This is a genomic window from Bradyrhizobium sp. DOA1, assembly GCF_001593325.1.
GTDB lineage: Bacteria > Pseudomonadota > Alphaproteobacteria > Rhizobiales > Xanthobacteraceae > Bradyrhizobium.
In genome coordinates, this window is record NZ_JXJM01000001.1 from 3,486,475 (window position 1) to 3,513,356 (window position 26,882).

Consider the following 26,882-nt stretch of genomic DNA (forward strand, 5'->3'; position numbering starts at 1 on the left):
TCTTCGCGCATGAGCCAATCTCGACGCCGTAGCGCGGCAGGGAAAAACATGCAAAATTTTAGACCTCGCTGACGCTAAACCGGGAAACGTCATGAAGGACATGCAAGCGCAGGCGGAAAAGCTGAGGACGGAGGCCGCCGAGTGCGCGCTCATTCGGGATCTCGCTACCGCACCTCACAAGCGCGAGCTATTCAACCGATTGGCCGAACATCTCAATACTCTCGCCGGGGAAGTTGAGAAGGCGATTGCGAATGGAACCGAAACGCGTGCTTGAGATGATCTTGTTGATCGCAGTCATTGGTTGCGCGATAATCGGAGCAGTGATTTTTCTCTTTGAGCTCAAGGCGGCGAAGCGCCGCACGCAGACGCCTCAATCGTAAGTGGCCGCCACCCCGTGTCGGACTGCGCCGAGGCCTGCCTCCAGCAGCACGTAGCTTTGCCACGCTCCCAGGGCGCACGCAAGGCGACGGCCGAGGCCGGCAGCCGCCCCGAAGAGATCGCTACGGCGCTCAGACGTAGCGAAGCAGCCGTCCGTGTCCGCGCTCGGCAACATGGCATCACGCTGTGGCCAACGACGAAAACGAAACAGATCGCCCGCCGACCGGAGGATCGTGGCTCCCTGCAAAATCCTCTCCAGCATGTGGAAAAGCGCCATCTCGCGAGTCAAAGTCGAGAGCGACCAAGGCCGCTCAATTGTAGCGTAGGATAGCGCCGGTGGCCGCCCCGTGCCACTCGCGGTCAGCGGTCCTTAGCCGCTTCGCCATACCGTCTGCTCTGGTGCTCTTCATGAATTGCTCAGCTATACGCACTCGCATCCTCAATTCTTCCAGCTCAGCGAGTTGAGAGGTGAGCACTTCGAATCGTTCATGGAGGAGTGCAACGTCATGTGCGCAGCGGAAGGCATACATCATCGGCCCCGTTTTTATTTTTGAAGATGGCCCGGCTCTAGACTACCGGGATATTTTGGCAAATCCGGCAGGAGTACGCACTTACATTCAGCACGTTGCGCCGCACTAATTGATGACAATTGGCGACAATGGAACCAAATAATATTAATTGATTTGATTCCGATCGCGGAGTTAAATGCCCAGGGCCAGCAGTTAAATACCTCAAAACCGGGAGTAGATGCGATGCAGAGATCGACGGATGATGATCGTCGCGAGTTCTTGAAGACTTGCGGACGGTTCGCCGCTGTGACGCCTCCAGCCATGACGCTCCTGCTATCGACGTCCCTCACGTCAGATGCGATTGCGAAGTCGGGCGGCGGACGAGCCGGCAACAATGGCAAGGGCAATGGCGGCGGCGACGGCACCCCTAATTGGAAGACAGATATAGGCCGCTGAGCGCTGTAGCGCGAAAAGCGTGGAACGCTTACCGGATCTCCAAGTTTCTCTGTTGCCCTGTCTCCTGGGCCAATAGTTGCCTTCCCCCCAAAGGCAGCTTGAACGGGCCCCAGCTTCGCCGCCACGTGAAGCTGGGGCCTTTTTGCTGCAACCGCTGACTTGCTTTGAGATCAGCCATGACAGAGACGATTGCGAAAAAGGTCATTTACGCCTGCGCGAAGTGCGGTGAGGCCTACGTAGCCCTTCAATCTCGAGCTTTCGTCAAACAGGCAAAATCATTTCGTTGCAGCCTGTGCGACGACATCGTGCTGCGTTGGATTGGCGACTACGACTTCAGCGATTGGGAGCGGGCTCGGAGCCGGCAACACACGAACGCACAGACCTGAATGGAATGAGCAGAGGTCAATTTGACGACGTCATCATTTCAGCCCCACCGTTACCTCTAGAGATTTCACAACCGCTCGCGTCACGCGGCCCTGCGAACGTTGCGAGCAGATCTCCTCTCTTCGTCTAAGATCGGGAAAAACCGGAAACTTTCGGGAGTGCCATGAGTTGCCAGCAACTGAGTTCGTCCCCGGAGAGTGAGCATGGTCGATGAAGCCGTCTTGAAGAACGCCACGGAGACCGCGTGGACGGTGTATCGGGCATGGCACCCCGATGTCGATGCTCATGACAGCCGGCGCGGCCTGCTGGAGTGGCATCTGCAGAGGAGATGCGAAGAGCGCGAGAGCGATACCGAAGAGCTCGCCAGCTTCGGGATTGCTTACTTGAAGCGGCTTCCCCGCGACGAATGCTGACGAGCATGAAATCGCTCGTCGCACGCGTAGCCAGCCAAAGCACAAGGCCGAGTTGGACGCTGCTCGCGATTTCTTTTCTCATCTCCGCGGTCATCGTGATCAGCTTGCGCATCGCATTCGGGGCCTAGTTCGATGCGGATTGCCCAGCTTGCTCCGTTGGCCGAATGCGTTCCCCCAAAGCTCTACGGCGGAACGGAACGGGTGATTGCCTGGCTGGTGGACGAGCTGGTCGACCTCGGACACGACGTTACCCTGTTCGCAAGCGGCGACTCAAGCACGAGGGCCAAGCTTCACGCGGTGTGGCCGCGCGCACTGCGGCTGGGACGGAGGGGCGTCGATCCGAACGCCGCCAGCGCAATGATGATCGAGGCCATTGCCCAGCGCGCGCGCGACTTCGACGTCATTCATTCCCATGTCGACTGGTTGCCACTGCCGGTGCTGAGCCGGACCGGCGTGCCGTTTCTAACGACCATGCACGGCCGCCTCGACCTTCAAGGCTTGTCCGACGTGATCGGGACTTTCGCCCAGGCCCCTTTCGTCTCCATCTCCGCCAACCAGCGCCGTCCGCTTCCCGATGCGAACTGGATCGCGACCATTCCGCACGGGCTGCCAAGGGACCTGTTTCGCCCCTCTTACGAAAACGGTTCGTACCTGGCGTTCCTCGGCCGGCTCACCGCTGAGAAAGGGCCGGAAGCTGCGATACGCATCGCGCGCGCCGTCCGGATGCCGTTGCGGATCGCGGCCAAGATACCTCGCGGGGAGACAGCGTACTTCAAGAAGAAGCTCGAGCCGGAGATCGACGGCGACAAGATCCAGCTCGTCGGCGAGGTAGACGAGGTCCAGAAGCAGCCTTTCCTCGACGGTGCCGCCGCCTTGCTGTTTCCGATCGATTGGCCCGAGCCCTTTGGTCTCGTCATGATCGAGGCGATGGCGTGCGGGACGCCTGTGATCGCCTACCGCTCCGGATCAGTGCCGGAAGTCATCGAGGACGACGTCACGGGCTTCATCGTGGATGGCGAGGAGCAGGCGATCGAAGCCGTCAAGGAAGTGGTCCGGCTGGATAGAAGAAAGGTGCGCGCCCGTTTCGAGGAGCGCTTCCTCGCGAGTCGGATGGCAACGCAGTATGAAAGCCAGTATCGCGATCTGGTCGTTCGCGGCGGGCGTTGCCCGTGAGGGACTTCATGAATTGCCGTTATGAATGCCAAGATGCAATCGGAGGTCCGCGTTCAAAGGAATAGTGACTTCGAATTTTCAGTAGCTACGCCCGTCGCATCAGCTTGAGCGACGCCGCAAGCCGTAAGCTCCGCTTCCCGGCGAGCGCGATGCCTTCGAGCTCGCCGCTATCGGCCGTGCAGGTCCCGGAGAAGCCGATTCCGACCTCGAAGCCGCCGAACACGGGGTTCTCGCCTTTCGCAGGCGTGTGCTCCTGATTCAGCATCTCACCCTTCCAGCGGCCGTCCGCGGAGGAGTACGAGCCGAGATAATAGAAGAACGCATCGCCGCCGAGAATGCGGCCATCGATCAGCAGCATGACGCCGGAGAGGCCGGCATCGACGCCATCGAGCGCGCGCAGGCCCATTCCGTAAAGTCCGTTGGCGATGCCGCCCTGCCCGATCGTGCCGCGTGGCGGCAGCGCTCCGTCATCGAGCCGCGTGAAATTGGCCCAGAAAGGCGCGCCCGGCATCGTGTTCGCGCCGCCCTGGAGACGTATCTCGTTGCCCACCAGCCGGCCGCGCGCCCCGATCGTGGCGACGTCCGCCCCCATCAGCGGCTTGTAGTTGGGGTCGAGGTTGTGCCGCTCGGTGATCACCTCGGCGACGACCTCGCCGTCACGTTCGACATAGGTGCCAAGGTGGGCAAAACCCGAATTGCCGCCGAGCATCTTGCCGTCATGCAGGCACATGATGCTGCGGCCGACCGCATCGTTGACGCCGTATTCAACCTTGTAGAGCCCGTCCAGCAACGTCTTGAACCCGCAAAACCGAAAACTATCGCGGGCTACCTAGCATCGCCGCCGCATGGACACCACCGACTTTTCAGCGCAGGACGGCTCGCGCGACGCTTGCCGCAATGATGCCACTCTACCCCCGTTTTGCCCGACGGATCAAGTCGATTTCGCAAAATCAGCATTTTCTGGGAAGGTTTGCGAGCGGCAAGAATTCACGCTTGGCACCCTAGCTATTTCAAGCACTTGGCTACTGTGCATGGGGTTGTTTTCGACCTTCGCGTCCAGCTCGCACAAGAGGCCTGCCCCGATCGGCCTGCTCGAACCCGCCTGCGCGGGGGCGCGACCAAGCAGCATGGACAAGCCGCAACCATCAGCCGAAGACGAGGTCAGCGCGATCATCGCAAAGGCCGCCAAGCAGCCTCTGCTCGATGCCGCCTACGAGCTGTGGCGTCAGCGCTACCGCCTCGAGACGATCGCGGGCCGCCCCACCGCCGAAGAGGTCCGCGTCAACCGCACCTTCTCGCCGGAGCAGTTCGCCATCCAGTATCGCTACGAACGTGACCACGCCCATGAAGGGCCGATGTTCGGCTATCTAAAGCGCGCTCATCCCCGCGCCGACGATCAGGCGATCAGAGAGGCCATCATCACAGCGGTCAAATTCGAAGACGCCTACAACAAGCACTTCGACTGGAACGGCGATTTCTGGGATTGCGTGGTGCGCGCGGTGGCGCAGGCTGCGCGGAAGTATCCGCACTATGTCGAGACCACCTATCGCGACGCCCGCAACGATCTCGCCTACTACATGAAGTAAATCAAAAGCACAGCGTGGTGACGAGCTTGCCCTGCTTGTCCTTGATCGCATATGGACAGCGAATGCGCTCCAGCGCCTTCTTGGCGTCCTCGTCGCCGAGCGCCGCGGCGCGCTCGTAATAGGCCTTCGCCGCGTCCTTGTCCTTCGGCCCGCCGCGGCCTTCTTGTGCAAAGGCGCCCATCCGCTCCAGCGCTCCGGGATGGTTTTGCGCCGCCGCCTTCTCGAACAGCGCGCGCGCCGCGGCATCGTCCTTCGTACCGTCCGTGCCCTCGGAGAGCATCAGGCCAAGCTGGTACTGCGCCTCCGCATTGGTCTCGGCGGCCTTGCCCAGCAGCGCGCGTGCCTGCGCGGGATCGGCGGGCGCGCTGCCGCCTGCGCCGCCGAGCGCCGCGAGATTGCTGACGCCGCGGGGATTGCCGGCCTGCGCCGCCTTCTCGAACAGCTTTCGCGCCTGCGCGTCGTCCTTGGCGACACCCGCGCCTGTGGCATAAGCGACGCCGAGCTCGACCATCGCCGCGCTCGACCCCTTATCGGCCGCCTTGCGCCAGGCCGCCATCGCCTCGCCTGTTTGCCGGTTGGCCGCATAGGCGCGGCCGAGCGCGAACATCGCCCGCCGCGAGGATGCTGCGGCCTGCTTGCAGAACTTGATCGCCGTCGCAACGTCGGAGGAAGCGATGTCGGTCACGCCCTTCACGTCCGCCGGCTTGTCGGGATCGCTGGGATCAGCAGCCACCCGGTCGCACAGGACGAGGTCGGCCGATTGCGCCCGTGCGGCCAGCGGCGCGGCAAGCGCGAAGACGATGACGAGGAGATAAGTCCACATGGGTGCCACGTTGCGTCGCCGCCCCGCAAATTCAAGGCTCGAGTCCCGATTGGCGCAGCACGGGCACAACATCAGGCGATGCCAGATAGCGCAGCAGCCGCTCAGCGGCTTCGGGGTGTTTCGCATTCGCCATGCGGCCAGCGGAGAACACGGCCGGTGTCTGCAGATCGTGCGGGATCGGGCCGACCACCTCGATGCCGCCGACCTGCTTCAGCTCGCTGATCTGCTGCACGGCGAGATCGGCCTCGTCGCTCACGAGCCGCTCCGCCGTGAAGCCCTGCTCCACGATGGTGGCCTTGGCATTGACCTCGGCCGCAATCCCCATCCGCACGATCAACTGGGCGAAGTAGACGCCGCTGGCGCCGAGCCGCGAATAGGCGACCGACCGCGCCGCGAGCAGCGTCTTGCGCAGCGCGGCCTCGCTGGCGATATCAGGGGGCGCCTGCCCCGCCCGCACGGCGATGCCGACATAGGAGCGCGCGAGATCAGCCGCACCGTCGGCGACAACACGGCCCTCTCCAAGCATCTCGTCGAGCCCCTCGCGCGTGAGGATCACGAGATCGGCGGCCTCACCGTCGCGCAGCCGCTTGAGCAGCGCCAGGGTCGGCGCGAAATCGGCCTCGACACGGATGCCGCTCCTGGCCTCGAAGGCCAAGGACAGGCTGCGCATCGCGCCCATCAGGCCGAGCGTCGAGAGCATGCGCACGCTTTCCATTTCCGATTCCTGTCGCGATCAGGCGCGGTGCATCAGCTTGAGCGCGGCGGTCAGGCGCAGGCTGCGCTTGCCGGTGAACGCCGCCGCCTCCAGCACCGCCTGTTCGCTGTCATAGCTGCCGGAGAAGCCGATGCCCACCTCGTGGCCGCCGAAGATCGGATCGTCCTTGGCCGGCGTGTGCTCCAGATTGAGGATCTGTCCTTTCCAGCGTCCCTTCGCGGCGGTGTAGCTGCCGAGATAATAGAACGCGGCATCGCCGCCGAGGATGCGGCCTTGATTGAGCAGCATCACGCCGGTGAGCCCGGCGTCGAGGCCGTCGAGCATACGCAGATGGATCGAGTAGAGACCGTCGACGATTCCGGCCTCGCCGACGCCGCCGGCGATCGCCACTTCATCCTCCGTGATCCGAGTCATGAGCGATTGAAACGGCACCCCGGGCAGCTCCTTGAGCTCACCTTTGAAGCGATAGAGATCGCCGTCGGGCCAGCCCTTCGCGATCAAGGTCGCATCGTCGGTGCCGGCCATGGCGCGGTAGTTCGGATCGGGGTTGTGGCGGACGGTCTTGATCACGACGTCGACGCCGCTGTCGGTCTTCTCGTAGGTGCCGATATGAGCAAAGGCCGAATTGCCGCCGAGCAGCTTGCCGTTGCCGGCATGCATCACGGCCCGGCCGACAGTGTCGCCGAGCTGAAATCTCACCTTGTAGAAGCCTTCAATCACCAGCCGTGTCCCCGGCCTGCGCGCATCCGAAGGCAGTCTATCCCGCATTCGGCGGTAATGGACAAGTTTCGCGCGCCCCGCCGACAGGCCGCAGGTGCAGCCGTCGTCAGAATACAAAAATCCGCCGGAGCGTCGCCGCTCCGGCGGATTGAGACAACCCGGGCCAGCCCCCCAGCCCGGGCCGGGAGGATCTTAAGCCGCGGCCTTCTTGTCGGTCGGCACGGACGAGATCGTCTTCAAGATCTGCGAAGCGATCTGGTAGGGGTCGCCTTGCGAGTTCGGACGACGGTCTTCCAGATAGCCCTTGTAGCCGTTGTTGACGAAGGAGTGCGGAACGCGGATCGAAGCGCCGCGGTCGGCAACGCCGTAGCTGAACTTGTTCCAGGGCGCGGTCTCGTGCTTGCCGGTCAGACGCTTGTCGTTATCCGGGCCGTAGACGGCGATGTGGTCCATCAGGTTCTTCTCGAAGGCACCCATCAGCGCCTCGAAATACTCCTTGCCGCCGACTTCGCGCATATAGGCGGTCGAGAAGTTGGCGTGCATGCCGGAGCCGTTCCAGTCGGTGTCGCCGAGCGGCTTGCAGTGGAACTCGATGTCGATGCCGTACTTTTCGGTGAGGCGCAGCATCAGGTAACGGGCCATCCACATCTGGTCGGCAGCGGTCTTGGAACCCTTGCCGAAGATCTGGAATTCCCACTGGCCCTTGGCGACTTCCGCGTTGATGCCTTCATGGTTGATGCCGGCCGCGAGGCAGAGGTCGAGATGCTCTTCGACGATCTGGCGGGCGACGTCGCCGACGTTCGAATAGCCGACGCCGGTGTAGTACGGACCTTGCGGAGCCGGATAGCCCGAGGTCGGGAAGCCGAGCGGACGGCCGTCCTTGTAGAAGAAGTACTCCTGCTCGAAACCGAACCAGGCGCCGGAATCGTCGAGGATGGTGGCGCGCTTGTTGGACGGATGCGGGGTCTTGCCATCGGGCATCATGACTTCGCACATCACCAGCACGCCATTGGTGCGCGCGGCGTCCGGGAACACGGCGACCGGCTTCAGCACGCAATCGGAGCTGTGACCTTCGGCCTGCTGGGTGGAGGAGCCATCGAAGCCCCAGAGCGGAAGCTGCTCGAGCGTCGGGAACGACGCGAATTCCTTGATCTGAGTTTTGCCGCGCAAATTCGGAGTCGGCGTATATCCGTCGAGCCAGATGTACTCGAGCTTATACTTGGTCATTGAGCCTCTCTGTAGATGATGCGAAAGGTTGGAGGCTTGGGAGCCCCCGAACGTTTTGTACCCGGCCATCATCGGCCGGCGCTCTACAAGCATTTGTCGTGCCAAAAGGCCGCAGTGCGGGCGGTTTTCCACCACGGTCGGTTGCTCCGCGCTGGTGGCGTGTCGCCTGAACCGGCGTGCGTCATAGCCGCGCACCTTCGTGTGAAGCTTCACCGCAAAAATCCCGGGGAAACCGCTCGATTCTGAAGCAGATGGCGCAGTGCGGGAAGTTGCCGATGAAACGCGCATCAACGTCCAGCAATTTTCGCAAAGTCAGGGGCCCCTGCCTAGCAACCTTTGGAATAGCCCATGCGTTGGTCACTAACACGGTGCCTTGGGAGATGCAGCAGGCGTGCTGCCTACAAATTGAGCGGCAACTGATCTCCTTTTCAGCACTTTTCAAATCGGGGGGCGCGGCCGATATGGGGATTCCAGTAACCACAATCGAACGAGTCGGGCGCACCATGGAGGCCAAGGCGCTTCGACCAAGGAGAATCGCAATGATGAACAATGGTCTGAGTCACGGATCTGCAAAGATCTACCAATTCCCCGTCGGGGGCCGCGCGGCTCTCGCCGGACGCCGCTATGGCGAGACCCGTCTTCCTGCTGATCACGGCTCGCTTCCCGCGAACGTCTCGATCTGCAGCGAAAGTTGGTATCACCAGGAAGCCATCGACGAAGCCAAGCCGAAATGGGATCGCTGATGCCTATGGCCGGTTTGATGTCGCCGAGCCTCGCAGGAAACAGGCGGCAGCTCGAAAAAGGGTCGAAACAACGGTGTTTCGGCCCTTTTTGATTCCGGCGGTCCTCGCGGCTAGATCGTGGGCTTTTCGGTCACCGCGCACGCCGTGACCGGCCGCTTCAGATGTTTCACCGTGGTGGGGCCGGTCTTGGGAATCCTCAGTGTGACCCCCGCCCCCGAATAACGCGCGCCCGACGCCGCGAGGCGCTTGGCGAGCGTGACCGGCTCGCCGTCGATCTGCAGGAAGGCGCGCTTGTCGCGGTCATAAAACCCGACGATGAACTGCGTACCATCGGCGCAGCGATAGGTCTGAAACGTCTGTGCATCGGCCGGCCGGGTCTCCAAAATTCCGGCCAACAGCATGGTGACGGCCAAAACAATGGCCTTGTATCGGTCCACGATCACCCCCTGTAATGGACTTCAAGGACGCCGCAGCGCATCCAGTGGAACCATAACCCAAGCCGATCCCAAGTTCATTCCCATGTCCGACTCCCCTGCCCGTCATCTCGCCCTGCAAGGCGCCAGCAATTTTCGCGATCTCGGCGGCTATCCGACCGCCGACGGCCGTACCACACGCTGGCGGCACATCTTCCGCTCCAACCACCTCGGCCAGCTCACCGCAGCCGATATCGAGATCGTCCGAGCGCTGGGAGTGCGAAGCGCGTTCGACTTTCGTGGACGCGAGGAGCGCGCGGCCGGCATCTGCGTCGTCAACGAGATCACGGTTCACTCGCTGCCGATCGAGCCGACCGTGGTCGCCGCGCTACGCACCGAGCTCGCGAAGGGTACGCTGACGGCGCCGGTCGCGCTGGAGCTGATGCGCGAATCCTATCGCAACTACGTTCGCCACAACACGGACAGCTTTCGCAGCCTGTTCGGCCACCTCCTGGAAGATCACGCGCCGCTCGTGATCCATTGTACGGCAGGCAAGGACCGCACCGGGTTCGCCAGCGCGCTGATCCTGCATGCGCTCGGCGTGCCCGACGACGTCATTGCCGAGGACTATCTGCTCACCAATCAACACTACAAGCGCGATGCCACGGCGGCCATCGACCTGCCTGAGGACGTCCGCAATGCCATCGGCGCCGTCGAGGCCTCTTACCTCGCAGCTGCGTTCGAAGCCGTCGGCCAGGACTATGGCGATATCGAAACCTATTTGCGTGACGGCCTCAAGCTCGGCAGGGTCGAGCGGACCGCGCTGAAGGAGCGCTATCTGCAGGCGTGATCAGGATTTCCATTCGGCGGGTAACCAGCTCGCCGCTACAGTGGCATCAACAATCGAATTGCACAGCGCCTTGGAGATCTGGAGCGTGCTCCAGTCGCTTTGATGGAGCTTGTCGCCATCCGTGGGATCGAGCAATTGCTCAAATGAGACGCCGTTGCTCACGTGCCAATGTCGCATCAGAGCCCAGCGCTGAAACACATTTATCTTCGCATCAGCGGCGATCCTGCGGATCTCCGAAACCATCTTCTCTGAAAGCTCCGCCTTGTCGTCGCGAAGCATGGCTGTGACATATTGCGGGTCGATCAACACGACGTCCATCGGATGCTTGCCGAGTAGACACACGCCCTCGGCAATCTTGTCGACGACCCCATTGAAGTCGAAGTCCTGCTTGCGAAAGACGGCGTTGGTGCCGATCTGCCAAAGCACCACGGTCGGCTCGTCTTTGAAAATGTCTGCATCAAAGCGCTTGAGCTCTTTCGGCGCTTCTTCTCCGCCTTTGCCTCTATTCAAAACGTCGATCCGAACTTTCGGCAGGTGGTCGGAGTAGTTCTGCCGCAGATACATCTCCAACCGAGAGGGATAGGGTACGACGTCTGCGCGACCGGCGGTCGAAGATGACCCCATCGCGACGATACGAACCGGACCTTCCCCGCGCAGCGCTTCGACGAAATTTCGTAGTGGGTATTGCAGTTTGATGATGTCTCGGGGGAAGTCGACCGCAGGCAGACTCTCGGACATATCAATCCCCTCCCGCCATCCAAGGTTGTAGCATCCATTCAGCCTTGAAGCCGCCGCCATTGCAAGTCCAATTCAAGCGGAGCAATAGTCCGCGCGAACTGAAACGACGGAGAGTTTCGTGCAGGGAAAAGTCATTGTCGTCACCGGTGCGCTCGGCGCGCTTGGCAAGGTCGTCGCCGAGACCGCGCAGTCACGCGGCGCGCGCGTGGCCGGCATCGATCATGTCCCCTCGCAAGTTCCCCCAACCGCTGACAGCATCGAGATCGGCGGCGTCGACCTCTCCGACGCGGCGCAGGCGAAGGCCGCGGTCGAGGCGGCGGCAAAGCACTTTGGCAAGCTCGATGCGCTGATCAACATCGCGGGCGGCTTCGCCTTCGAGACCGTTGGCGAGGGCGACATCGCGACGTGGCAGCGCATGCATGCGCTGAACGTCCTGACCGCGCTCAACACCTCGCGCGCGGCGCTGCCGCACCTCGCCGCGTCCAAGGCCGGCCGCATCGTCAATATCGGCGCCATGGGCGCGCTGCAGGCCGGCAGCGGCATGGGAGCCTATGCAGCCTCGAAGGCAGGTGTGCATCGCCTCACCGAGGCACTCGCCAATGAGTGGAAAGGCAAGGTGACCGTGAACGCGGTGCTGCCCTCGATCATCGACACCAAGGCCAACCGCGCGGACATGCCCAAAGCCGACGTCTCCAAATGGGTGACGCCGCAGGAGCTCGCCGACGTCATCCTGTTCCTCGCCAGCGACGCCGCAAGCGGCGTCACCGGCGCGCTGATTCCAGTGGGCGGACGGGTGTAGATAAGCTGGGCCGGCAGCACCGCGCGGCGGCTCCGATTCAATCTGAGCCGAGAAGGCTCTAGACTGCTCCCAACTGATTCTCCGACCGGATATTTCCTTGGAAACCGCGCTTTACCTGCCCGTCAAACGCTTCCTCGAAGAGCTCGGCTTCACGGTCAAGGGGGAGATCGGCGGCTGCGATCTCGTCGGCCTCAGCGCCGGCGACCCACCTGTCGTGGTGATCGGCGAGCTCAAGCTCGCCTTCAATCTCGAGCTGATCCTGCAGGCGGTTGACCGCGCGCCGGCCGGCGACGAGGTCTGGATCGCCGCGAAGATGTCGGCCCGCGGCAAGGGGCGCGAGAGCGATGCACGCTACCGCAATCTCTGCCGCCGCCTCGGCTTCGGCATGCTCGGGGTCACCGATCGCGGCCAGGTCGAGGTGCTGGTGAAACCGCCGACGGGGGCGCCCCGCCGCGAGCCGAAGGTGCGCTCGCGCCTCGTCGCCGAACACCAAAGGCGTCAGGGCGATCCCGTGCTCGGCGGCAGCACCCGCTCGCCGATCATGACGGCCTATCGGCAGCAGGCGCTGGCCTGTGCCTCGGCACTCGCCGACGGCCCGAGGCGCGTGAGCGAGCTGCGCGAGCGCTGCCCCGATGCAGGCAAGATCTTGCTTAATAATGTGTATGGCTGGTTCGCGCGGGCCGAACGGGGAATCTACGGCCTGACCGAGGCAGGACAGGCGGCCTTGAAACGCTGGCCGCAGCAACGGGTTGAGGCCGGTGCAGGTGTCGCGTCACCGCCGTGACACTTGACCGGTGCATAGCTGAGATGCCACACCGATTTCATATTGCAATGCACCATTCGCGGCACTAGGTATCCCGGCATCGAAACGAGGCCGTCTATGAACGCAGACTGGAATACCAAATATGGCACGCGGCGCGTGCGCCACGATCCGCCCACCCTGGACGAGGCGATCTTCGCGGCCGTCGGCATCACCGACGATCAGGAGCAGCAGGCCGAGATCGCCGCCGCCTTGATGGGGATGCCGCTCGATGTCGTCCAGGCCGAAGTGAAGAAGCAGGCGCGTACCAACAGCCGCATCACCGCGACCCGCGTGATCGCCGGCGAACAGGGCGCGCAGCGCTCCGTGGTGGTCGAGCGCCGTGTCGTCCGCCGCTTCGGCAACGACAAGCGCACCGGGACCTGAGCGGTCCCTTATCATTACCTGGAATACGAAAGCGGACCGGCCATGCCGGTCCGCTTTTTGATTCACGCGGCGCGACTGCCATACATGCTGGAGATGATCTTCCAGCAGGTCGAATTGAGGCTGAGCAAGGCCCGGCCCGCCGTGAACGGCGAGGCCGCGAGGTCGGCGAGCTCTGCCTCGGGTGTCTTGGCGAGATCGATCGTGCCGGTCGATTCGCCATGGCGGAATTGCAGATGCGCACCGAACTTCCTGGCGAGCGCCCGCATAGCGTGATTCTCAGCGCCCGTGGTGATGCGCAGGCGCTTATAGCCCTTCCAGCGCGCCTCCGCGATTAGGCGGCGGAACAGCACGGTGCCGACGCCTTGGCGGCGCGCGGAGGCCTCCACGCTGAAGGCGACCTCGGGCAGCGAATCGTCCTCCGGCGGATGCAGCTCAGCAGCACCGCGGACCACACCATCGACGATGTAGGCGACGATCACGGTGCCATCTTCGGCGCAGCGGGCGGCGTAACGCTCGATGAAGCTGTCGTCGAGAAAACCGTTGAAACGGTCGTGCCGGCTGCCGGCATCGAGCCTCAGCAGGTGATCGCGCAAAAGCGGCAATTCTTCCTGCTGGCTCAGGGTCCGCACGTAGCCGGGGGCGGTGCGGACGGTCTCTTCAAGTACCACGTCAAAACTCCTCTTGGTGTCCCTCGAGGAGGCGTTCGAATCCCTAGGCGCCCAATATTGTGCATCGCACCATCATTTTCAAGACGGGAACCTGCTCAACTTAGCGGCATCGTGAACGACTAATTCGTTAACAAATTCAAAGCCCAGTAGCCTTACAGGACCAGTTGGGTCTGGGTCACCAATGCGACCAGCTTGCCGTCCTCAGTTTCCAGTCGGGTGGTCCAGACTTGGGTCCGCCGACCCCGGTGAACCGGGGTCGCAGTGGCGATGATAGTGGTTCCTTCCTTGGCCCCGCCGATGAAGTTGGTCTTGCTCTCCAGCGTCGTGGTTCCCTTGGCGTCCTCAGGCAGATTGAGCACGGTCGCAGCCGCCCCGACGGAATCGGCCAGCGCCATCACCGCGCCGCCATGGATGGTGTGATGAAGCGTGCAGAGGTCCGGCCGGACCGTCATCCGTGCCACCACACGGTCCTTGCCGGCCTCGACGAACTCGACGCCCTTGAGCTCGGCGAACGGCATCTTCATCGCTTGAAGTTTTTCGAGCGGCGTCATCGGATCTCCTCCCAATTCGTTGTTGTCTCAGCGTGAATTGCTTCGCGCGGCAAAGCAATGACGTCCGAGGTAATGGACGGGCTGACATCGGCGCTCCCACGGCGCATATGCTGCTCTCCCATGCGCCACTTCCCGCCCCGCCGCATCGTTTGCCTGACCGAAGAGACGGTCGAGACGCTCTATCTGCTCGGCGAGCAGGACCGTATCGTCGGCGTCTCCGGCTACGCCGTCCGGCCGCCCCAGGTGCGGCGGGAGAAGCCGCGGGTGTCGGCCTTCGTCTCGGCGGACATCCCGAAGATCCTGGCGCTGGAACCCGAGCTGGTGCTGGCCTTTTCCGACCTTCAGGCCGGCATCGTCGCCGACCTCGTCCGTGCCGGCATTGATGTTCACGTCTTCAATCAGCGCGACCTCGCCGGAATCATGGCCATGATCCGCACGCTCGGTGCGCTGGTCGGCGCGGCTCAGCGCGCGGAGGACCTCGCTCGGAGTCTCGAGCAGCGCCTCGCCGCGATCACTGCAACGCCCCGCCCCTCGCCGCGCCCAAGAGTCTATTTCGAGGAATGGGACGATCCGTTGATCTCGGGCATCGGCTGGGTGTCCGAGCTGATCGAGATCGCCGGCGGCACGGATGTGTTTCCGGAGCTGCGATCACGACAGGCCGCGAAAGACCGCATCGTCTCGGAGAACGCTGTGCGCGAGGCCGCGCCCGATGTGATCCTCGCGTCATGGTGCGGCAAGAAGGTCGTCCCAGTCCGCATCAAGCAGCGCGATGGCTGGAGCGACATTCCGGCCGTGCGCGACGATCGTATCGTCGAGATCAAGTCGCCGATCATCCTGCAGCCAGGACCGGCGGCGCTCACGGACGGGCTCGACGCGATCGTGAGGGCGTTGTGGGGTGAGCATCCCTGATCTCTCCGCCGTCATTGCGAGCGAAGCGAAGCAATCCAGAGCATCTCTGCGGAGAGATTCTGGATTGCTTCGTCGCAAGGGCTCCTCGCAATGACGTGGAAAGGCCTTCCTCACGTCACCGCGTGCACGACCTGATATTCCGGCCGTCGCCACACTTCGCCCGTGATCACCTCCTCGATGATCTCGGCGGCGCGGACGATCTCGTCCTCGCCGACATACAGTGGCGTGATGCCGAAGCGCATGATGTCCGGTGCGCGAAAGTCGCCGATGACGCCGCGGGCGATCAGCGCCTGCATGGCGGCGTAGCCGCCGTCGAAGCTGAAGGAGACTTGCGAGCCGCGACATTCATGCGCGCGCGGCGTCACCAGCCTCAGAGCTGGACAACGGCGCTCGACCTCGGCGATCAGGAGATCGCCGAGCGCTAGCGAACGCGCACGGACCTCGGCAATATCAACCCTGTCCCAGATGTCGAGCGAGGCCTCCAGCGCCGCCATCGCCAACACCGGCGGCGTGCCGACACGCATGCGCTCGACGCCGCCGGCCGCCGCATAAGCGAGCTCGAATGCGAACGGCTTTGCGTGCCCCATCCAACCGGACAGAGCGGCACGCGCGCTGTCGGCATGGCGGGGCGCGACGTAGAGGAACGCCGGCGCGCCGGGACCGGCGTTGAGATATTTGTAGGTGCAGCCGGCGGCGAAATCGGCGCCGCAGCCGGAGAGATCGACGGGCAGAGCGCCGGCGGAGTGCGCGAGATCCCAGACCGTGACGATGCCGAGTGTGTGCGCTTTGGCCTTGAGCTTCGCCATGTCGTGGCGGCGGCCGGTGCGATAGTCGACCTCGGTGATGTACAGGACGGCGATCTCCTCCGAGAGCGCGACCTCGATCTCCTCCGGCGCCACCAGGCGCAATTGATGGCCGCGCCCGAGCGTTTGAATCAGGCCTTCGGCCATGTAGAGGTCCGTCGGAAAATTGCCGGTGTCTGACAGGATCACCTTCCGCGACGCATTCATGTCGAGCGCGGCCGCGAGCGCCTGATAGACCTTGAGCGACAGTGTGTCCCCGACCATCACGGAGCCGGATTCCGCGCCGATCAGCCGCGCGATGCGATCGCCGACATGGCGCGGCTGGGCATACCAGCCCGCGGTGTTCCAGGCGCGGATCAGCTCATTGCCCCATTCGTCGGTGATGACGCGGCTAACGCGCTCGCCCACGCCTGATGGCAGCGCACCGAGCGAATTGCCGTCGAGATAGATCACGCCGTCGGGCAGATGGAACAACGCCCTGGTGTCGTCATAGACGCGAAGCTGGGGCATGAAGATCTCTCAGAGAATGGTGCGCACGCGCCAGAGCTCGGGAAACAGCTCGACCTCCAGCATCCGCTTGAGATAGCTGACCCCGCCAGTGCCGCCGGTGCCGCGCTTGAAGCCGATCACGCGCTCGACCGTCGTCACATGGTTGAAGCGCCAGCGCCGGAAATAGTCCTCGAAATCGACCAGCTTCTCGGCAAGCTCATAGAGCATCCAATGCGTCTCCGGCGCCTCGTAGACGATACGCCAGGCCTGCAGCACACCCTCGTTGAAGCCATGGGTCTCGCGGACGTCGCGCGACAGCACGGCCGCAGGCATCTTGAGCCCATGGCGGTCCGCGAGCCGCAGCACCTCGTCATAGAGGCTGGGCGTCGCGAGCTCGGCTTCGAGCAATTTTGTCGTCTCCACATCGTGGGCGTGCGGCTTGAGCATGGCATGGTTGCGGTTGCCGAGCAGAAATTCGATCAGCCGGTACTGGCGCGACTGAAACCCCGAGGACTGGCCGAGCTGCGAACGGAAGCGGGTATATTCGCTCGGCGTCATGGTGCGCAGCACGTCCCAAGCGCCGTTGAGCTGCTCGAAGATGCGCGACACCCGCGCCAGCATCTTCATCGCGGGCTGCACTTCGTCACGCGCGATGGCGCGGCGCGCGGCACTGAGCTCGTGGATGGCAAGGCGCATCCACAGCTCCGTGGTCTGATGCTGGATGATGAACAGCATCTCGTCATGCGCTTCCGAGAGCGGATGCTGCGCTCCAAGGATTGCATCAAGCGCCAGATAGTCGCCATAGGACATGCGCCGGGCGAAATCCGTCTCGGCACCTTCTCTTGCAGGATCGTAATCGCTGGACGTCATGACGGGTCCTTTCGATCGATCATCCCTGCCGCGTCAATCGAGGCCGATCAGGCGCGCAGTGATCGGCGACGATGGATCCTTGAGTCCATCGATCACCGTAAAATGGTTGAGCCCGGGATCGACGACGAGGCGCGTCGGCACGTCGAAACCGGTCCAGATATTGGCCATCAGGTCGGACTGGCGGATGAACTCCGGACGCTCGCTTCCGCCGACCCAGGCGGTCACAGGCGCATGTCCGCGCGGCAGATGCAGCGCCGCGCTCTCCAGCGTCGCCTCCTCCATGGTCATGCGCAGCGTCTCGTTCATTTTGGTCTTGAGCAGCGGCCGCAGATCATGCAGGCCGCTGATCGAGAGCGTTCCGGCGATGCGATTGTAGACGGCGGGCTCGAGCCGGCTGTCGTTGCACAGCATGCGTGTGACGAGATGTCCGCCGGCGGAATGGCCGGCGAGCCGGATCGGCCCCGCGACCAGCGAAGCCGCCTTGGCAATCGCAGTTGTGATCTCGGCGGTGATGTCGGAGATGCGCGCGGCCGGTGTCAGCGTGTAGCTCGGTAACGCCACCGTCCAGCCATGGTGACGCGCGCCTTCGGCGAGATCTGTCCAGGTCGATTTGTCGAAGCGCATCCAATAGCCGCCATGCACGAAGACGACGAGGCCCTTGCTGTCACCGTCCGGCAGGACCAGGTCGAGGCGCTGGCGCTCGCCGGTGCCATAGGCGATGTCCGCACGAAAATCCTTCAGCCCGGCACGATAGGCCGCCGCCCGCTCCGCCCACAGCGCCGGCATCTTGTCCGAGCCCGGGATATGGGCCGAATTGGCATAAGCATCATCCCAATCGCGCATGGTCACTCCCTGGGACTCGTTCAGCGAACTGAACACCAGTCTGCCACCGGACAGACCGCCATCCTAGTCTTTCTTTTAAGCTTAAAGGAATTTGACAGCCCGTGTTTCGGGCACACGGCGCTGCCGCCGAGGCCGCATGGCGCAGGAGCGCCTTTGCCCACCCTTGCCACCCCTCCAGAACTATCATCCGTCATTGCGAGCGCAGCGAAGCAATCCAGCCTGCCTCCGCGGCAACAGCCTGGATTGCTTCGTCGCAATGACCGCGGAGAGAGGCCTACGCCTTCTCCACGCCGCACCATTCGGCGATGAACAGCGCCATCGCCTTGGTCGTCTTCTTCAGCGAATCCAGGTCGACATATTCGTTGAAGCCGTGCATCTCGCCGCCGCTGGCGCCGAAGCACAGGCTTGGGATGCCGTGGTTGAGGCCGTAGAAGCGGGTGTCGGTGAGCGCGGTGAAGACGAGGTCTTCGACCGCGCCACCATAGACGTTGTTGAAGGCCTTGCCGAAGGCAGCCTCGGGCGCGGCGGCGTCAGTCAGTTCGTAGCCCTCCGACAGGAAGCCCGACCATTCGACTTCCGGCGGGTTATTGGCGAGGAAGCGGTGATTACGCGCAGCAGCCGCAACGCACGCCATGATCTCCTTCTGGTGATCCGCAATCGACCAGCCCGGCAACACGGCAATCCGGCAATCGACGTCGCACCAGGCCGGGACGCTGGAGGCCCAGTCGCCGCCCTTGATGATGCCGGGATTGAAGTTGATGGGATGGTTGAGCGTCTTGAAGTGCCGATCAGCTTTCGCGCGCTCGTTCCATTCGATCTCGAGCTTTTGCAGGGCCTGGATCAGGTGATAGGCCGCCATGATCGCATTCGCGCCTGAACCTGCGAAGGCCACGTGGGTCGGGTGTCCCTTCACGCGCAGGCGGAACCAGATCACCCCGACCTGCGATCGCACCATCTTGCCGCCGGTCGGCTCGGGAATGAAGCAGGCGTCGGCGCGATAACCGCGCTGTAGCGTCGAGAGTGCGCCGACGCCGGTGCTCTCCTCCTCGATCACGGATTGGAAGTGGATCCGCGCCGTCGGCTTCAAGCCCGCCGCCTTGATCGCATCGAGCGCATAAAGCGCGCCGATCGTGCCCGACTTCATGTCGCAGGCGCCGCGACCGAACATCTTGCCGTTCTTGATCACGGGCGAGAACGGTGGCGTCTCCCACAAATCCAGCGGACCTGCCGGCACCACGTCGCAGTGGCCCTGGAGGATCAGCGATTTGCCGGCGCTGGTTTGCGGACGGTAGGTACCCACCACGGAACGCGCCTTGGAGAAATCGTGCTCGATCGGGCCAAAGCCGCGCAGGTCCTTGAGGTCGTCGACATTGATGTGCCAGTCGTCGACCTCATAGCCGCGCTCGCGCAGGAGATCGCCGATCATGTCCTGGCACGGTCCCTCGGCGCCGCGGGTCGAGGGGATCGCGACGAAATCGCGCGTGGTCGCCAGCTGGGCTTCGAAGCCGGCGTCGACGGCGTCGAGAATCCTCTGCTGCATTTCGGCATTCATCAAGCAACTCCAGGCATTCGCATCGTTCGAGGAATGCGCAAGCTAGCCGATTTCAGCCGTTCGGGTACTCCACATAATACGCATCCCGCAATGCATCTTCGAGCAGCCGGCCTTCCGAATAGCCATCCAGCGTCGCAGGACGGCTGACGCCGTCGAGCAGGCGCGGACACGGCTCGGGCGCGCCGAGCACGGTGCGCACCGGAATGCGCTCGGCGTAAACAGGCAATTCGTAGTCCTCGTCGTCGTCGGCCACGCCCTTGGCACGGACCTTGGCCGAGGCCTCCTCGATCTCCATCGCAATGAACGAGGTCGCCTTGATCTCCTGCGTGTTGCTTTGGCGCAGGCTGGCGGTGCGGCCCGGGAAAAAGCGGTCGACCATCGCGATCACCGCACGCGCCTTCTCGGCGGGATCGGTGACGAGATAGGCGGTGCCGAACGCCATCACCGCGCGGTAGTCGGCGGAATGGTTGAAGCCACAGCGGGCCAGCACGAGACTGTCGAGATGGGCGACGGTCAGGCAGACGCGCTCGCCTCTGGTCTGGTTGCGCAGCATGCGGCTGGCGCTACTCCCGTGCCAATACAGCTTCGTGCCTTCGCGCCAGAAGAATGTCGGCGTGCAATAGGGCTGGCCGTCGATCACGTAGGACACATGGCACAGCATCGAGGAATCCAGGATGCGGTGAACGGTCGCGTGATCGTAGAAGCCGCGGTCGTGACGGCGCTTCACCTGGTTGCGCGCTGACGTCGGATAGGAATTCGAAATCTCAACCTGGCTCACGGCCGGCTCCTCGGAAATGAAACAATCCCGGAGAGTTGTAGCCGCGGATTTGGTCTGCGATAGTGCCAATTCCATGCGAAAAATTCCGACCAATTCGTCCGCGGCGGCCAAGGCCCCTGCTCTGTCAAAGCCCGAGCTGCCGCTCAACCTCACTGGTCCGCACATCACGGCGGGCGCATCCGCCGCGCACCGGATCTACCAGGCGCTGTGCGAGATGATCGTCGCGGGTCTCGTCCTGCCCGGTGAGCCGCTGCCGCCCTCGCGGACGCTGGCCAAGCAAACGGGCTTCCGCCGCAACGCCGTCGTCGCCGCCTATGAACGGCTGATTGCGGACGGCTTTGCCGAGGCGACCGTCGGCTCCGGCACCTTCGTCGCAGCCCGGATTCCGGCGCGCGCGGCCGAGGCGAAGACGCCCAAGGCCGTGATCGAAGCACCGCGGCAGGGCGCATTCGCGCTCGGCTGCACCCATATCGACGAGCGCGCCGTGCAGCGGTTCCGCGCTTTCGTCGGCCGCCGCATGCGCGCATTCGGACCCGAGCATCTGCACTATGGCGATCCCCGCGGCAGCCGCGAGCTGCGCGCGGCGATCGCCGATCACCTGCTGTCGGCGCGAGGCCTGCGCTGCGATCCCGACCAGATCATGCTCACATCAGGCACGCTGCACGCGCTGCGCATCGTGCTGAGCGCGATCCTGAAAGCCGGCGACCGGATCTGGTGCGAGGATCCCGGTTATCCCATCGTCCGCCGGACGATCGCCCAATGCGGATATCGCATCGTGCCCATCCCCGTCGACGCGCACGGCTTACAGGTAGCCAAAGGTCGCGCGGCGGCGCCGTCTGCACGCGCGGCCTATGTCACGCCGTCGCACCAGTTTCCGCTGGGCGTCCAGATGTCGATGCCGCGGCGGCTCGCACTGCTGGAATGGGCCAAGCAGGCCGGCGCCTTCGTGCTCGAAGACGATTACGACAGCGAGTTCCGCTATGACGGCGCGCCCCTGATGTCGCTCGCCGGCATCGATCACCTCCAGCGCGTCATCTACATGGGCACCTTCGCCAAGACGCTGTTTCCGGGCCTGCGCATCGGCTATTGCGCCCTGCCCGAGCGGCTGATCGCGGACGTGACCGCGGCCCGCGCCACGCTCGACCGCTTTCCCGGCACGCTGATGGAAGGTGCCGTGGCCGACATGCTCAATTCCGGCGCCTTCGTTGCGAACCTCAAGCGCGTGCGCAAGCTCTATCGCGAGGCGCGCGATGCCCTGGCCGCGACGCTGGATGCCAGATCCGACGGCGCATTATCCGTGCCGGTGCCGTCGCAAGGGTTGCACCTCGTCGCCCGGTTCGATCCCGCAGTCGATCCGCGGGTGGCGGCAGAGGCAAAGCAGGCGGCTGGTGCAGAGGGCTGGCTCCTGGCCGACACCTATTCACGCGCACGCCCCCTGCCCGGCTTCGTGCTGGGATTTTCGGGGCACGCGGTTCCGCAATTGATCGCCTCGGCTGAACGGCTGGCGCGGGAATCGCGCTCGGCCCTGCGCGCCAGGAGCAAATCGCTTCGACGGGCGTGACGAAGCTTCACTATGAGAATCGGCTGCCGCTTCCTAGATTGCGGCTATCGATCCGGGATCTCATATCATGCAGCTGCGCCGCGCGACTTGCCTGTCTCTCCTGATATCCCTCGCGCTCGCCTCGACGGCGCACGCAGCAACGGTCGGCCGCGAGCAGGACATCGTCGACCTCAAGCTTGGCCAGCGCGTGCTCGTAGATGACGGAACCTGCCCCGCAGGTCAGGTCAAGGAAGTGCGCGGCGCGAAGATGACCGACAAGGGCGTGTCGCGGACCAGCGCCTGCGTGCCGCGCTACGGTCCGAAAACCAAATGAAGACCTGAGAGCTACTTCGCCGGGTCGAACATGCACTGCAGGGTCGGCTTGGCGATCCTGGTGAAGGTCGGGCCGATTTCGCCCTGCTTGGACGTCGGTACCCAGTCGGTCTCGATCGTCGGCACGCCGGTTTCGCTGATGCCCCGCAGCAGGGCCTCGCGCAAATCGCGATTCTCGACCATGGCAGCCGCATGGTCGTGCAGGCAGGTGCAAACCGCCTCGGGATGCTCCCAGCGCCCGAGCATACGTGGCGCACACTGACGCACGAATTCGCCGCGCGGATCCGGCAGCCTAGAGGGAGCGCGGACCTGTGCCTGAGCGGCACTGATCGTCAGGAGGGAGATGAATGCTGCGGCGCAGAAACGAACGAGCATGATGGCCCTTGCCGGCTGATTTGCGTGTTGGCGATCAGAGGCGCGCGGCGAGCACGATCGGCTGCGGTGCGGTGATCGTCAGCGGCGAGCCGCTGTACTGGAAGGTGCCGACACCGGGCAGGCTGCCATCAGGCGTGCCTGCGAAGGAGGAGCCGGCGAGCACGAAACCGAAGGCAAGGATGAAGCTGAGCGCGCGCATGATCTTGTGTCCCAATTCGTGGCCGGCGGCGTGCCGTCGTCGTTGTGAAGCTGATAACCATGGGCGGTTTCCCCCGTGATGCGCCAAAAGCGGAAAATGGTTTCATCTTTCGCGTGCATTGTTTCGTCGCCTCCGGGACGACGAAACATTAGGCAGGAAACCCCAATCATTTCAGACGGGTCGCGCCAAGCCCCCAAGCCGCCCGGCAAGTTCCCATTCGAGCCCAAGCGAATCCGGAAGGCCGGCACCGTCACGCCCCAGCCTTACGCGCTTCACATGCGTTTTACGTTTTTCTGCTGAAGAGAAGCCGAACGAAGGCTGGGCCTGTCGAACCGGGGGCGCTTCGGCTGCGACCCAAGCCATCGAAACCGAGACGCCCGGAATCACCGGGCGCGTTCATTTGAGGATGGCCATCATGATGGCGACAGATCGCGCAACGACGCGCGAGGCGGACCAACGGACGGGCCGCGGATATCAAGGAGCCGATTGCGGCCGCGCCAAATCCGCGGGGGAAATGGCGCTGCAATCGAGCCGCGGCTTTGAAGCCGCGCCGCAGACATTCGTGCGGCTGACCGGTTCGCATCTTGCGAGGCTGCGCGCCAGCCGCGCCGTCGTCAGTGAGTGAAGAACTCGCCGCACTTCTGCACGTTTGCGTCCGAAGGTCCCCACGGCATGATCGGTACCGTCGAGGTCGAGTTCTTCGGCGAGCCCTCGATCAGCCTGTCCGAATAGACCATGTAGACCAGCACGTTGCGCTTGGTGTCGCAGCCGCGCACGATCTGCATCTTCTTGAAGAACAGCGAGCGGCGCTGGCGGAACATGTCGTCGCCCTGCTCCATCTTGTTCTTGAACTTGATCGGGCCGACCTGGCGACAGGCGAGCGAGATGTCGGAGACCTCCTCGGCAAGGCCCAGCCAGCCCTTGAAGCCGCCCTTCTCCGGGACCGTGAAATGACAGGCCACGCCCTCGACCTCGGGATCGTCGAGACCATAGGTCGCGAGCTTGTCATTCGGGCTCATCCATTTGAACACGGTCGAGCGGCGGAAGATCAGATCCGGCTCGTCGGCAGCTTGGGCGGATGCCGCCGGCGCAGCCAGGGCCAGAAGCAATAAGGCGAGGCGTTTCAAGCGGATGCCGGCAAGACCAGGGAATCGAGATGACATGAAGTTCTCCGGTAACAAGTGCCCGCAATGTAGGAACGCGACAGCCCGACAGGAAGACGACGCGCCAACGGACGCGGCCGCCGTTTACCGCTCCGTGAGGCTTTTTTGCTACGCCTTGGACAAATTGTAGCTGACGGCAGAACCGCGCTGCTGGTGAACGCGTATCCCCTTTGCGAGACTAACGTCTGATTTGGATGATGGATTCGAGGATGAATAGCGTGAACGGGGCCGCTTCTTCTACCAAGCCGGCGCGGCTGTGGCAGGTCGCCTTGCTGACGGCGGCAGGTGCGATCGGTACGGCAAGTCAGGCGGACGCAGCGTATTATTATTGGACGGATTATTCCGACGGATCCTATTACGCCCGGCAGGATCGGCGCCTCGAGATACCGACCCAGAAGCCTCAGAAGCGCGCCACCGCGGCCAAGAAGGACAGCGTCGTCCAAAAGGAAGCAGGCACCAAGCCGCAAGGACCGCTGGTCGTCGTCGTCTCGATCGAGCGGCAGAAGGTCGCGGTCTACGACAGCAACGGCCTGTTCGCGGAATCTCCGGTGTCGACGGGCATGAAGGGCCATTCGACGCCGATGGGTGTGTTCAGCATCATCCAGAAGCACAAATTCCACCACTCCAACATCTATAGCGGCGCGCCGATGCCGTACATGCAGCGGATCACCTGGTCCGGTGTTGCCATGCATGCCGGGGCGCTGCCGGGCTATCCGGCCTCGCACGGCTGTATCCGCATGCCGATGGCGTTCGCGATGAAGATGTGGAACTGGACCCGGATGGGCGCGCGGGTGATCGTGGCGCCCGGCCAGATGTCGCCGCAAAACTTCTCGCATCCGCTGCTCGCCTCGGTGCGCGTGCCGCCACAGCCCGCCGTCAGCCTCGCGCCGCAGATCAATGGCGACGACAAGGCCGATAAGGGTGCGGCGCAAACCAAGGCTGCCGAAGCCAAGCTCGCTGAAGCCAAGCCGGTCGAAACGAAGACCGCCAGTGCGGACAGCGTGCTCGACTTGCGCACCTCGGTCGGCCACACCGTGATGTCGGATGTGACGACCGGCAATGCGCCCGCCCGCGAGGACGCAGCGGCTCCAGCCGACAAGGTCGAAACCAAAACCGCCGAGGCATCCGACGCGGCCCAACCAGCAGCCACGGACGCGAAGGCCGTTGACGCCGCGGAAGCGCCGAAGGCTTCAACGACGACCGACAAGCCGGACGCCGCCAAGACCGACGCGCCGCCGCTTGCTGCCTCGCCCGACGTGAAGAAGGACGAGACGCGCATGGCCGACCCCGCGCCGGCGGCAAAGCCGGACGCGCCGAAGCGCGCCGGCCAGATCGCCGTCTTCATCAGCCGCAAGGATTCCAAGCTCTACGTGCGGCAGAATTTTGCGCCGCTGTTCGAGGTGCCCGTCACCATCGCCCCGAGCGACCGGCCGCTCGGCACGCACGTCTTCACGGCCGAAGTCGACAAGGCCGATTCAAATTCGCTGCGCTGGTCGGTGGTGTCGCTGCCGGTCTCCGTCCGCGCGGCTACGCGCGATGACGGACGCGTGTCGCGCCGCAAGGGTGACGCTGCCGTGATCCCCGTTGCCGCAAAGCCGGTGGTCACACCGGACGGCCCGGCCCAAGCCCTCGACCGCATCACGATCCCCGCCGACACCATGGCCAAGATCAACGAGATGCTGACCACGGGTGGCTCGATCATCGTCTCCGACCAGGGCATCAACCAGGGCGAAACGGGCGAAGGCACCGACTTCATCGTCCGCCTGTACTGAGCTTTCATCGCTCCCGATAACGCGGTGTTGACGCGCGAGGTCGCGGCGGCGGAGTAACATCCGCCCCGGGTCATTTCGGGGGACGCCGTCATGATGAATCGCAGGACCTTGCTCACCGTGGCGCTTGCCGGCACCTTCATGCCAGCGACCCGCACACTTGCCGATGGCGGCATGAGCCGGATTTCGGCTTATGCCTTCTCCTTCCGGGCATTGTCCGGCGACGACATCCGCCTTGCCGCTTTCACCGGCAAGCCGCTGCTGGTCGTGAACACCGCTTCGCTCTGCGGCTACACCCCGCAATATGCGGGTCTTCAGGAGCTCTGGGGCGAGTTTCGCGAGCGCGGGCTGACCGTCATCGGCGTGCCCTCCAACGATTTCGGCGCACAAGAGCCCGGCGGCCCCAGCGAGATTTCAGAGACCGCGCACCACCAATATGGCGTTACCTTCCCGGTCACGGCCAAGTCGGCCGTGATCGGATCGAAGGCGCACTCATTCTACAAATGGGCTGCCGACGCACGGCCAAGGGAGGTTCCAAAGTGGAACTTCCACAAATACCTGATCGGCCGTGACGGCTATATCGCGGAGGTCTTTCCGTCCGCTGTTGCACCGACCGATACGCGGGTCAAAACGGCCATCGCCAAGGCGTTGGCCGACAGCTGACGCCAGTTGGCCCCATCCGGCTGGGCACAATTGTGGCGCGGCATCAAACAGCCGTTGCAATGACGCGGGCCCACCATCTAGGCTAGGATCGTTTGGGCAGGACGTTTTGCCGCGAGCGAAAAGCCGCGGCGGAACAACGGGATCAATCTCGAGGACAACACAATGCGCGTGGCAGCAGGACTGATTTTGGCAGGCGCGATGTCTCTGGCCATGACGGGCGCGGCATGGTCGCAAGCCCCGGCCGCCAAGCCCGCGGCCGCGACG

Annotated in this window: 32 protein-coding genes and 1 pseudogene; 16 read left to right on the forward strand and 17 right to left on the reverse strand. The window is 63.7% G+C overall.

Annotated elements, in window-relative coordinates:
• Nucleotides 1–91: 91 nt before the first annotated feature.
• The 4 genes from SE91_RS16585 (at nt 92) to SE91_RS16610 (ending at nt 3,313) form a co-directional block, all read left to right on the forward strand.
• Nucleotides 92–274, forward strand: coding sequence for a hypothetical protein (locus SE91_RS16585; protein ID WP_008563312.1), 183 nt, complete (start codon nt 92–94; stop codon nt 272–274).
• A gap of 1,245 nt (nt 275–1,519) precedes the next feature.
• Nucleotides 1,520–1,729, forward strand: a complete 210-nt coding sequence (locus SE91_RS16600; protein ID WP_008563315.1) for a hypothetical protein — start codon at nt 1,520–1,522, stop codon at nt 1,727–1,729.
• Nucleotides 1,730–1,930: 201 nt separating this feature from the next.
• Nucleotides 1,931–2,140 (forward strand): hypothetical protein, encoded by a 210-nt coding sequence (locus SE91_RS16605; protein WP_008563316.1) that lies wholly within the window; start codon nt 1,931–1,933, stop codon nt 2,138–2,140.
• A 132-nt stretch (nt 2,141–2,272) separates the two neighbouring features.
• Nucleotides 2,273–3,313, forward strand: coding sequence for a glycosyltransferase family 4 protein (locus SE91_RS16610; protein WP_061848329.1), 1,041 nt, complete (start codon nt 2,273–2,275; stop codon nt 3,311–3,313).
• An 85-nt stretch (nt 3,314–3,398) separates the two neighbouring features.
• Here SE91_RS16610 and SE91_RS16615 read toward each other — a convergent pair whose 3' ends face one another.
• The gene (locus SE91_RS16615; protein ID WP_008563318.1) at nt 3,399–4,103 is read right to left on the reverse strand and encodes a hypothetical protein; all 705 of its coding nucleotides are present in this window, start codon (nt 4,101–4,103) and stop codon (nt 3,399–3,401) included.
• 55 nt (nt 4,104–4,158) lie between these two features.
• On the opposite strand from SE91_RS16615, the gene SE91_RS37680 reads away from it, so the two are divergent.
• Nucleotides 4,159–4,899 (forward strand): hypothetical protein, encoded by a 741-nt coding sequence (locus SE91_RS37680; protein ID WP_245318469.1) that lies wholly within the window; start codon nt 4,159–4,161, stop codon nt 4,897–4,899.
• 1 nt (nt 4,900) lies between these two features.
• On the opposite strand, the gene SE91_RS16625 is transcribed toward SE91_RS37680, so the two are convergent.
• The 4 genes from SE91_RS16625 to SE91_RS16640 form a co-directional block, all read right to left on the reverse strand.
• Nucleotides 4,901–5,722 carry a tetratricopeptide repeat protein gene (locus SE91_RS16625; protein ID WP_061848330.1) on the reverse strand — a complete coding sequence of 274 codons (822 nt, stop codon included), beginning with the start codon at nt 5,720–5,722 and terminating at the stop codon, nt 4,901–4,903.
• A gap of 31 nt (nt 5,723–5,753) precedes the next feature.
• Nucleotides 5,754–6,437, reverse strand: a complete 684-nt coding sequence (locus SE91_RS16630; protein WP_061848331.1) for a substrate-binding domain-containing protein — start codon at nt 6,435–6,437, stop codon at nt 5,754–5,756.
• Nucleotides 6,438–6,455: 18 nt separating this feature from the next.
• Nucleotides 6,456–7,157, reverse strand: a complete 702-nt coding sequence (locus tag SE91_RS16635) for a GrlR family regulatory protein (protein WP_061848333.1) — start codon at nt 7,155–7,157, stop codon at nt 6,456–6,458.
• A gap of 192 nt (nt 7,158–7,349) precedes the next feature.
• Nucleotides 7,350–8,384, reverse strand: coding sequence for a glutamine synthetase beta-grasp domain-containing protein (locus SE91_RS16640; protein ID WP_061848335.1), 1,035 nt, complete (start codon nt 8,382–8,384; stop codon nt 7,350–7,352).
• A gap of 539 nt (nt 8,385–8,923) precedes the next feature.
• On the opposite strand from SE91_RS16640, the gene SE91_RS16645 reads away from it, so the two are divergent.
• Complete coding sequence (locus tag SE91_RS16645; RefSeq protein WP_061848337.1) at nt 8,924–9,127, forward strand: DUF2735 domain-containing protein; 204 nt, start codon at nt 8,924–8,926, stop codon at nt 9,125–9,127.
• Nucleotides 9,128–9,237: 110 nt separating this feature from the next.
• Here the strand turns inward: SE91_RS16645 and SE91_RS16650 are convergent, their stop codons facing one another.
• A complete protein-coding gene (locus SE91_RS16650; protein WP_061851159.1) occupies nt 9,238–9,564 on the reverse strand; it encodes an MliC family protein in 327 nt (108 codons plus the stop codon).
• Nucleotides 9,565–9,646: 82 nt separating this feature from the next.
• Between SE91_RS16650 and SE91_RS16655 the strand changes: the two genes are divergently transcribed.
• A complete protein-coding gene (locus SE91_RS16655; protein WP_061848339.1) occupies nt 9,647–10,390 on the forward strand; it encodes a tyrosine-protein phosphatase in 744 nt (247 codons plus the stop codon).
• Here SE91_RS16655 and SE91_RS16660 read toward each other — a convergent pair whose 3' ends face one another.
• Nucleotides 10,391–11,128, reverse strand: a complete 738-nt coding sequence (locus SE91_RS16660; RefSeq protein ID WP_061848341.1) for an SGNH/GDSL hydrolase family protein — start codon at nt 11,126–11,128, stop codon at nt 10,391–10,393.
• Between the two features lie 118 nt (nt 11,129–11,246).
• On the opposite strand from SE91_RS16660, the gene SE91_RS16665 reads away from it, so the two are divergent.
• The 3 genes from SE91_RS16665 (at nt 11,247) to SE91_RS16675 (ending at nt 13,113) form a co-directional block, all read left to right on the forward strand.
• Nucleotides 11,247–11,927 (forward strand): SDR family oxidoreductase, encoded by a 681-nt coding sequence (locus SE91_RS16665; RefSeq protein WP_008563330.1) that lies wholly within the window; start codon nt 11,247–11,249, stop codon nt 11,925–11,927.
• A gap of 97 nt (nt 11,928–12,024) precedes the next feature.
• Entirely contained in the window at nt 12,025–12,711 is a 687-nt protein-coding gene (locus SE91_RS16670) for a DUF2161 domain-containing phosphodiesterase (protein WP_061848343.1), read from the forward strand.
• Between the two features lie 96 nt (nt 12,712–12,807).
• Complete coding sequence (locus tag SE91_RS16675; protein WP_008129897.1) at nt 12,808–13,113, forward strand: hypothetical protein; 306 nt, start codon at nt 12,808–12,810, stop codon at nt 13,111–13,113.
• A 62-nt stretch (nt 13,114–13,175) separates the two neighbouring features.
• Here the strand turns inward: SE91_RS16675 and SE91_RS16680 are convergent, their stop codons facing one another.
• Entirely contained in the window at nt 13,176–13,781 is a 606-nt protein-coding gene (locus SE91_RS16680; protein ID WP_061848345.1) for a GNAT family N-acetyltransferase, read from the reverse strand.
• A gap of 152 nt (nt 13,782–13,933) precedes the next feature.
• Entirely contained in the window at nt 13,934–14,332 is a 399-nt protein-coding gene (locus tag SE91_RS16685) for a PaaI family thioesterase (RefSeq protein WP_061848347.1), read from the reverse strand.
• A gap of 120 nt (nt 14,333–14,452) precedes the next feature.
• Here SE91_RS16685 and SE91_RS16690 point away from each other — a divergent pair, with 120 nt between their 5' ends.
• Entirely contained in the window at nt 14,453–15,241 is a 789-nt protein-coding gene (locus SE91_RS16690) for a cobalamin-binding protein (RefSeq protein WP_061848349.1), read from the forward strand.
• Between the two features lie 110 nt (nt 15,242–15,351).
• Here the strand turns inward: SE91_RS16690 and kynU are convergent, their stop codons facing one another.
• The 5 genes from kynU to SE91_RS16715 all read right to left on the reverse strand — a co-directional run bounded on the left by kynU (nt 15,352) and on the right by SE91_RS16715 (nt 20,576).
• Nucleotides 15,352–16,554: a kynureninase gene (gene kynU, locus SE91_RS16695; RefSeq protein ID WP_061848351.1), complete on the reverse strand. Its 1,203-nt coding sequence runs from the start codon at nt 16,552–16,554 to the stop codon at nt 15,352–15,354.
• A 9-nt stretch (nt 16,555–16,563) separates the two neighbouring features.
• Entirely contained in the window at nt 16,564–17,403 is an 840-nt protein-coding gene (gene kynA, locus SE91_RS16700; protein WP_060735886.1) for a tryptophan 2,3-dioxygenase, read from the reverse strand.
• A gap of 33 nt (nt 17,404–17,436) precedes the next feature.
• Nucleotides 17,437–18,246, reverse strand: a complete 810-nt coding sequence (locus tag SE91_RS16705) for a hormone-sensitive lipase (RefSeq protein WP_061848352.1) — start codon at nt 18,244–18,246, stop codon at nt 17,437–17,439.
• Nucleotides 18,247–18,520: 274 nt separating this feature from the next.
• Nucleotides 18,521–19,798 (reverse strand): ArgE/DapE family deacylase, encoded by a 1,278-nt coding sequence (locus tag SE91_RS16710; protein WP_061848354.1) that lies wholly within the window; start codon nt 19,796–19,798, stop codon nt 18,521–18,523.
• Nucleotides 19,799–19,850: 52 nt separating this feature from the next.
• Nucleotides 19,851–20,576: a pyridoxamine 5'-phosphate oxidase family protein gene (locus SE91_RS16715; RefSeq protein ID WP_061848357.1), complete on the reverse strand. Its 726-nt coding sequence runs from the start codon at nt 20,574–20,576 to the stop codon at nt 19,851–19,853.
• A gap of 73 nt (nt 20,577–20,649) precedes the next feature.
• On the opposite strand from SE91_RS16715, the gene pdxR reads away from it, so the two are divergent.
• Both pdxR and SE91_RS16725 read left to right on the forward strand, forming a co-directional pair.
• Entirely contained in the window at nt 20,650–22,137 is a 1,488-nt protein-coding gene (pdxR, locus tag SE91_RS16720) for a MocR-like pyridoxine biosynthesis transcription factor PdxR (protein WP_061848359.1), read from the forward strand.
• 67 nt (nt 22,138–22,204) lie between these two features.
• Nucleotides 22,205–22,450, forward strand: a complete 246-nt coding sequence (locus SE91_RS16725) for a DUF6719 family protein (protein WP_061848361.1) — start codon at nt 22,205–22,207, stop codon at nt 22,448–22,450.
• 11 nt (nt 22,451–22,461) lie between these two features.
• On the opposite strand, the gene SE91_RS16730 is transcribed toward SE91_RS16725, so the two are convergent.
• The 3 genes from SE91_RS16730 to SE91_RS16740 all read right to left on the reverse strand — a co-directional run bounded on the left by SE91_RS16730 (nt 22,462) and on the right by SE91_RS16740 (nt 24,186).
• Nucleotides 22,462–22,824 (reverse strand): hypothetical protein, encoded by a 363-nt coding sequence (locus SE91_RS16730; RefSeq protein ID WP_061848363.1) that lies wholly within the window; start codon nt 22,822–22,824, stop codon nt 22,462–22,464.
• Nucleotides 22,825–22,858: 34 nt separating this feature from the next.
• On the reverse strand, nt 22,859–23,023 hold the full coding sequence (locus tag SE91_RS37110) for a hypothetical protein (RefSeq protein WP_197489474.1): 165 nt from the start codon (nt 23,021–23,023) through the stop codon (nt 22,859–22,861).
• Nucleotides 23,024–23,637: 614 nt separating this feature from the next.
• Complete coding sequence (locus tag SE91_RS16740; protein ID WP_060735880.1) at nt 23,638–24,186, reverse strand: CreA family protein; 549 nt, start codon at nt 24,184–24,186, stop codon at nt 23,638–23,640.
• A 209-nt stretch (nt 24,187–24,395) separates the two neighbouring features.
• Between SE91_RS16740 and SE91_RS16745 the strand changes: the two genes are divergently transcribed.
• From SE91_RS16745 to SE91_RS38150, 3 genes and pseudogenes are all read left to right on the forward strand, one after another.
• A complete protein-coding gene (locus tag SE91_RS16745; RefSeq protein ID WP_061851161.1) occupies nt 24,396–25,958 on the forward strand; it encodes a L,D-transpeptidase in 1,563 nt (520 codons plus the stop codon).
• A gap of 90 nt (nt 25,959–26,048) precedes the next feature.
• Entirely contained in the window at nt 26,049–26,618 is a 570-nt protein-coding gene (locus tag SE91_RS16750; RefSeq protein WP_061848365.1) for a glutathione peroxidase, read from the forward strand.
• A gap of 141 nt (nt 26,619–26,759) precedes the next feature.
• Nucleotides 26,760–26,882, forward strand: a pseudogene (locus SE91_RS38150) (polysaccharide deacetylase family protein); the annotation flags it as partial.

Coding starts and splice junctions, on each gene's coding strand:
- pdxR (WP_061848359.1), top strand. CDS start 20,650: ATGCGAAAAATTCCGACCAATTCGTCCGCGGCGGCCAAGGCCCCTGCT.
- SE91_RS37110 (WP_197489474.1), bottom strand. CDS start 23,023: ATGCGCGCGCTCAGCTTCATCCTTGCCTTCGGTTTCGTGCTCGCCGGC.
- SE91_RS16685 (WP_061848347.1), bottom strand. CDS start 14,332: ATGACGCCGCTCGAAAAACTTCAAGCGATGAAGATGCCGTTCGCCGAG.
- SE91_RS16725 (WP_061848361.1), top strand. CDS start 22,205: ATGCAGCTGCGCCGCGCGACTTGCCTGTCTCTCCTGATATCCCTCGCG.
- SE91_RS16705 (WP_061848352.1), bottom strand. CDS start 18,246: ATGCGCGATTGGGATGATGCTTATGCCAATTCGGCCCATATCCCGGGC.
- SE91_RS16605 (WP_008563316.1), top strand. CDS start 1,931: ATGGTCGATGAAGCCGTCTTGAAGAACGCCACGGAGACCGCGTGGACG.
- kynA (WP_060735886.1), bottom strand. CDS start 17,403: ATGACGTCCAGCGATTACGATCCTGCAAGAGAAGGTGCCGAGACGGAT.
- SE91_RS16745 (WP_061851161.1), top strand. CDS start 24,396: ATGAATAGCGTGAACGGGGCCGCTTCTTCTACCAAGCCGGCGCGGCTG.
- SE91_RS16660 (WP_061848341.1), bottom strand. CDS start 11,128: ATGTCCGAGAGTCTGCCTGCGGTCGACTTCCCCCGAGACATCATCAAA.
- SE91_RS16610 (WP_061848329.1), top strand. CDS start 2,273: ATGCGGATTGCCCAGCTTGCTCCGTTGGCCGAATGCGTTCCCCCAAAG.
- SE91_RS16730 (WP_061848363.1), bottom strand. CDS start 22,824: ATGCTCGTTCGTTTCTGCGCCGCAGCATTCATCTCCCTCCTGACGATC.
- SE91_RS37680 (WP_245318469.1), top strand. CDS start 4,159: ATGGACACCACCGACTTTTCAGCGCAGGACGGCTCGCGCGACGCTTGC.
- SE91_RS16630 (WP_061848331.1), bottom strand. CDS start 6,437: ATGGAAAGCGTGCGCATGCTCTCGACGCTCGGCCTGATGGGCGCGATG.
- SE91_RS16655 (WP_061848339.1), top strand. CDS start 9,647: ATGTCCGACTCCCCTGCCCGTCATCTCGCCCTGCAAGGCGCCAGCAAT.
- SE91_RS16645 (WP_061848337.1), top strand. CDS start 8,924: ATGATGAACAATGGTCTGAGTCACGGATCTGCAAAGATCTACCAATTC.
- SE91_RS16625 (WP_061848330.1), bottom strand. CDS start 5,722: ATGTGGACTTATCTCCTCGTCATCGTCTTCGCGCTTGCCGCGCCGCTG.
- SE91_RS16675 (WP_008129897.1), top strand. CDS start 12,808: ATGAACGCAGACTGGAATACCAAATATGGCACGCGGCGCGTGCGCCAC.
- SE91_RS16600 (WP_008563315.1), top strand. CDS start 1,520: ATGACAGAGACGATTGCGAAAAAGGTCATTTACGCCTGCGCGAAGTGC.
- SE91_RS16750 (WP_061848365.1), top strand. CDS start 26,049: ATGATGAATCGCAGGACCTTGCTCACCGTGGCGCTTGCCGGCACCTTC.
- SE91_RS16690 (WP_061848349.1), top strand. CDS start 14,453: ATGCGCCACTTCCCGCCCCGCCGCATCGTTTGCCTGACCGAAGAGACG.
- kynU (WP_061848351.1), bottom strand. CDS start 16,554: ATGCCCCAGCTTCGCGTCTATGACGACACCAGGGCGTTGTTCCATCTG.
- SE91_RS16710 (WP_061848354.1), bottom strand. CDS start 19,798: ATGAATGCCGAAATGCAGCAGAGGATTCTCGACGCCGTCGACGCCGGC.
- SE91_RS16740 (WP_060735880.1), bottom strand. CDS start 24,186: ATGTCATCTCGATTCCCTGGTCTTGCCGGCATCCGCTTGAAACGCCTC.
- SE91_RS16585 (WP_008563312.1), top strand. CDS start 92: ATGAAGGACATGCAAGCGCAGGCGGAAAAGCTGAGGACGGAGGCCGCC.
- SE91_RS16640 (WP_061848335.1), bottom strand. CDS start 8,384: ATGACCAAGTATAAGCTCGAGTACATCTGGCTCGACGGATATACGCCG.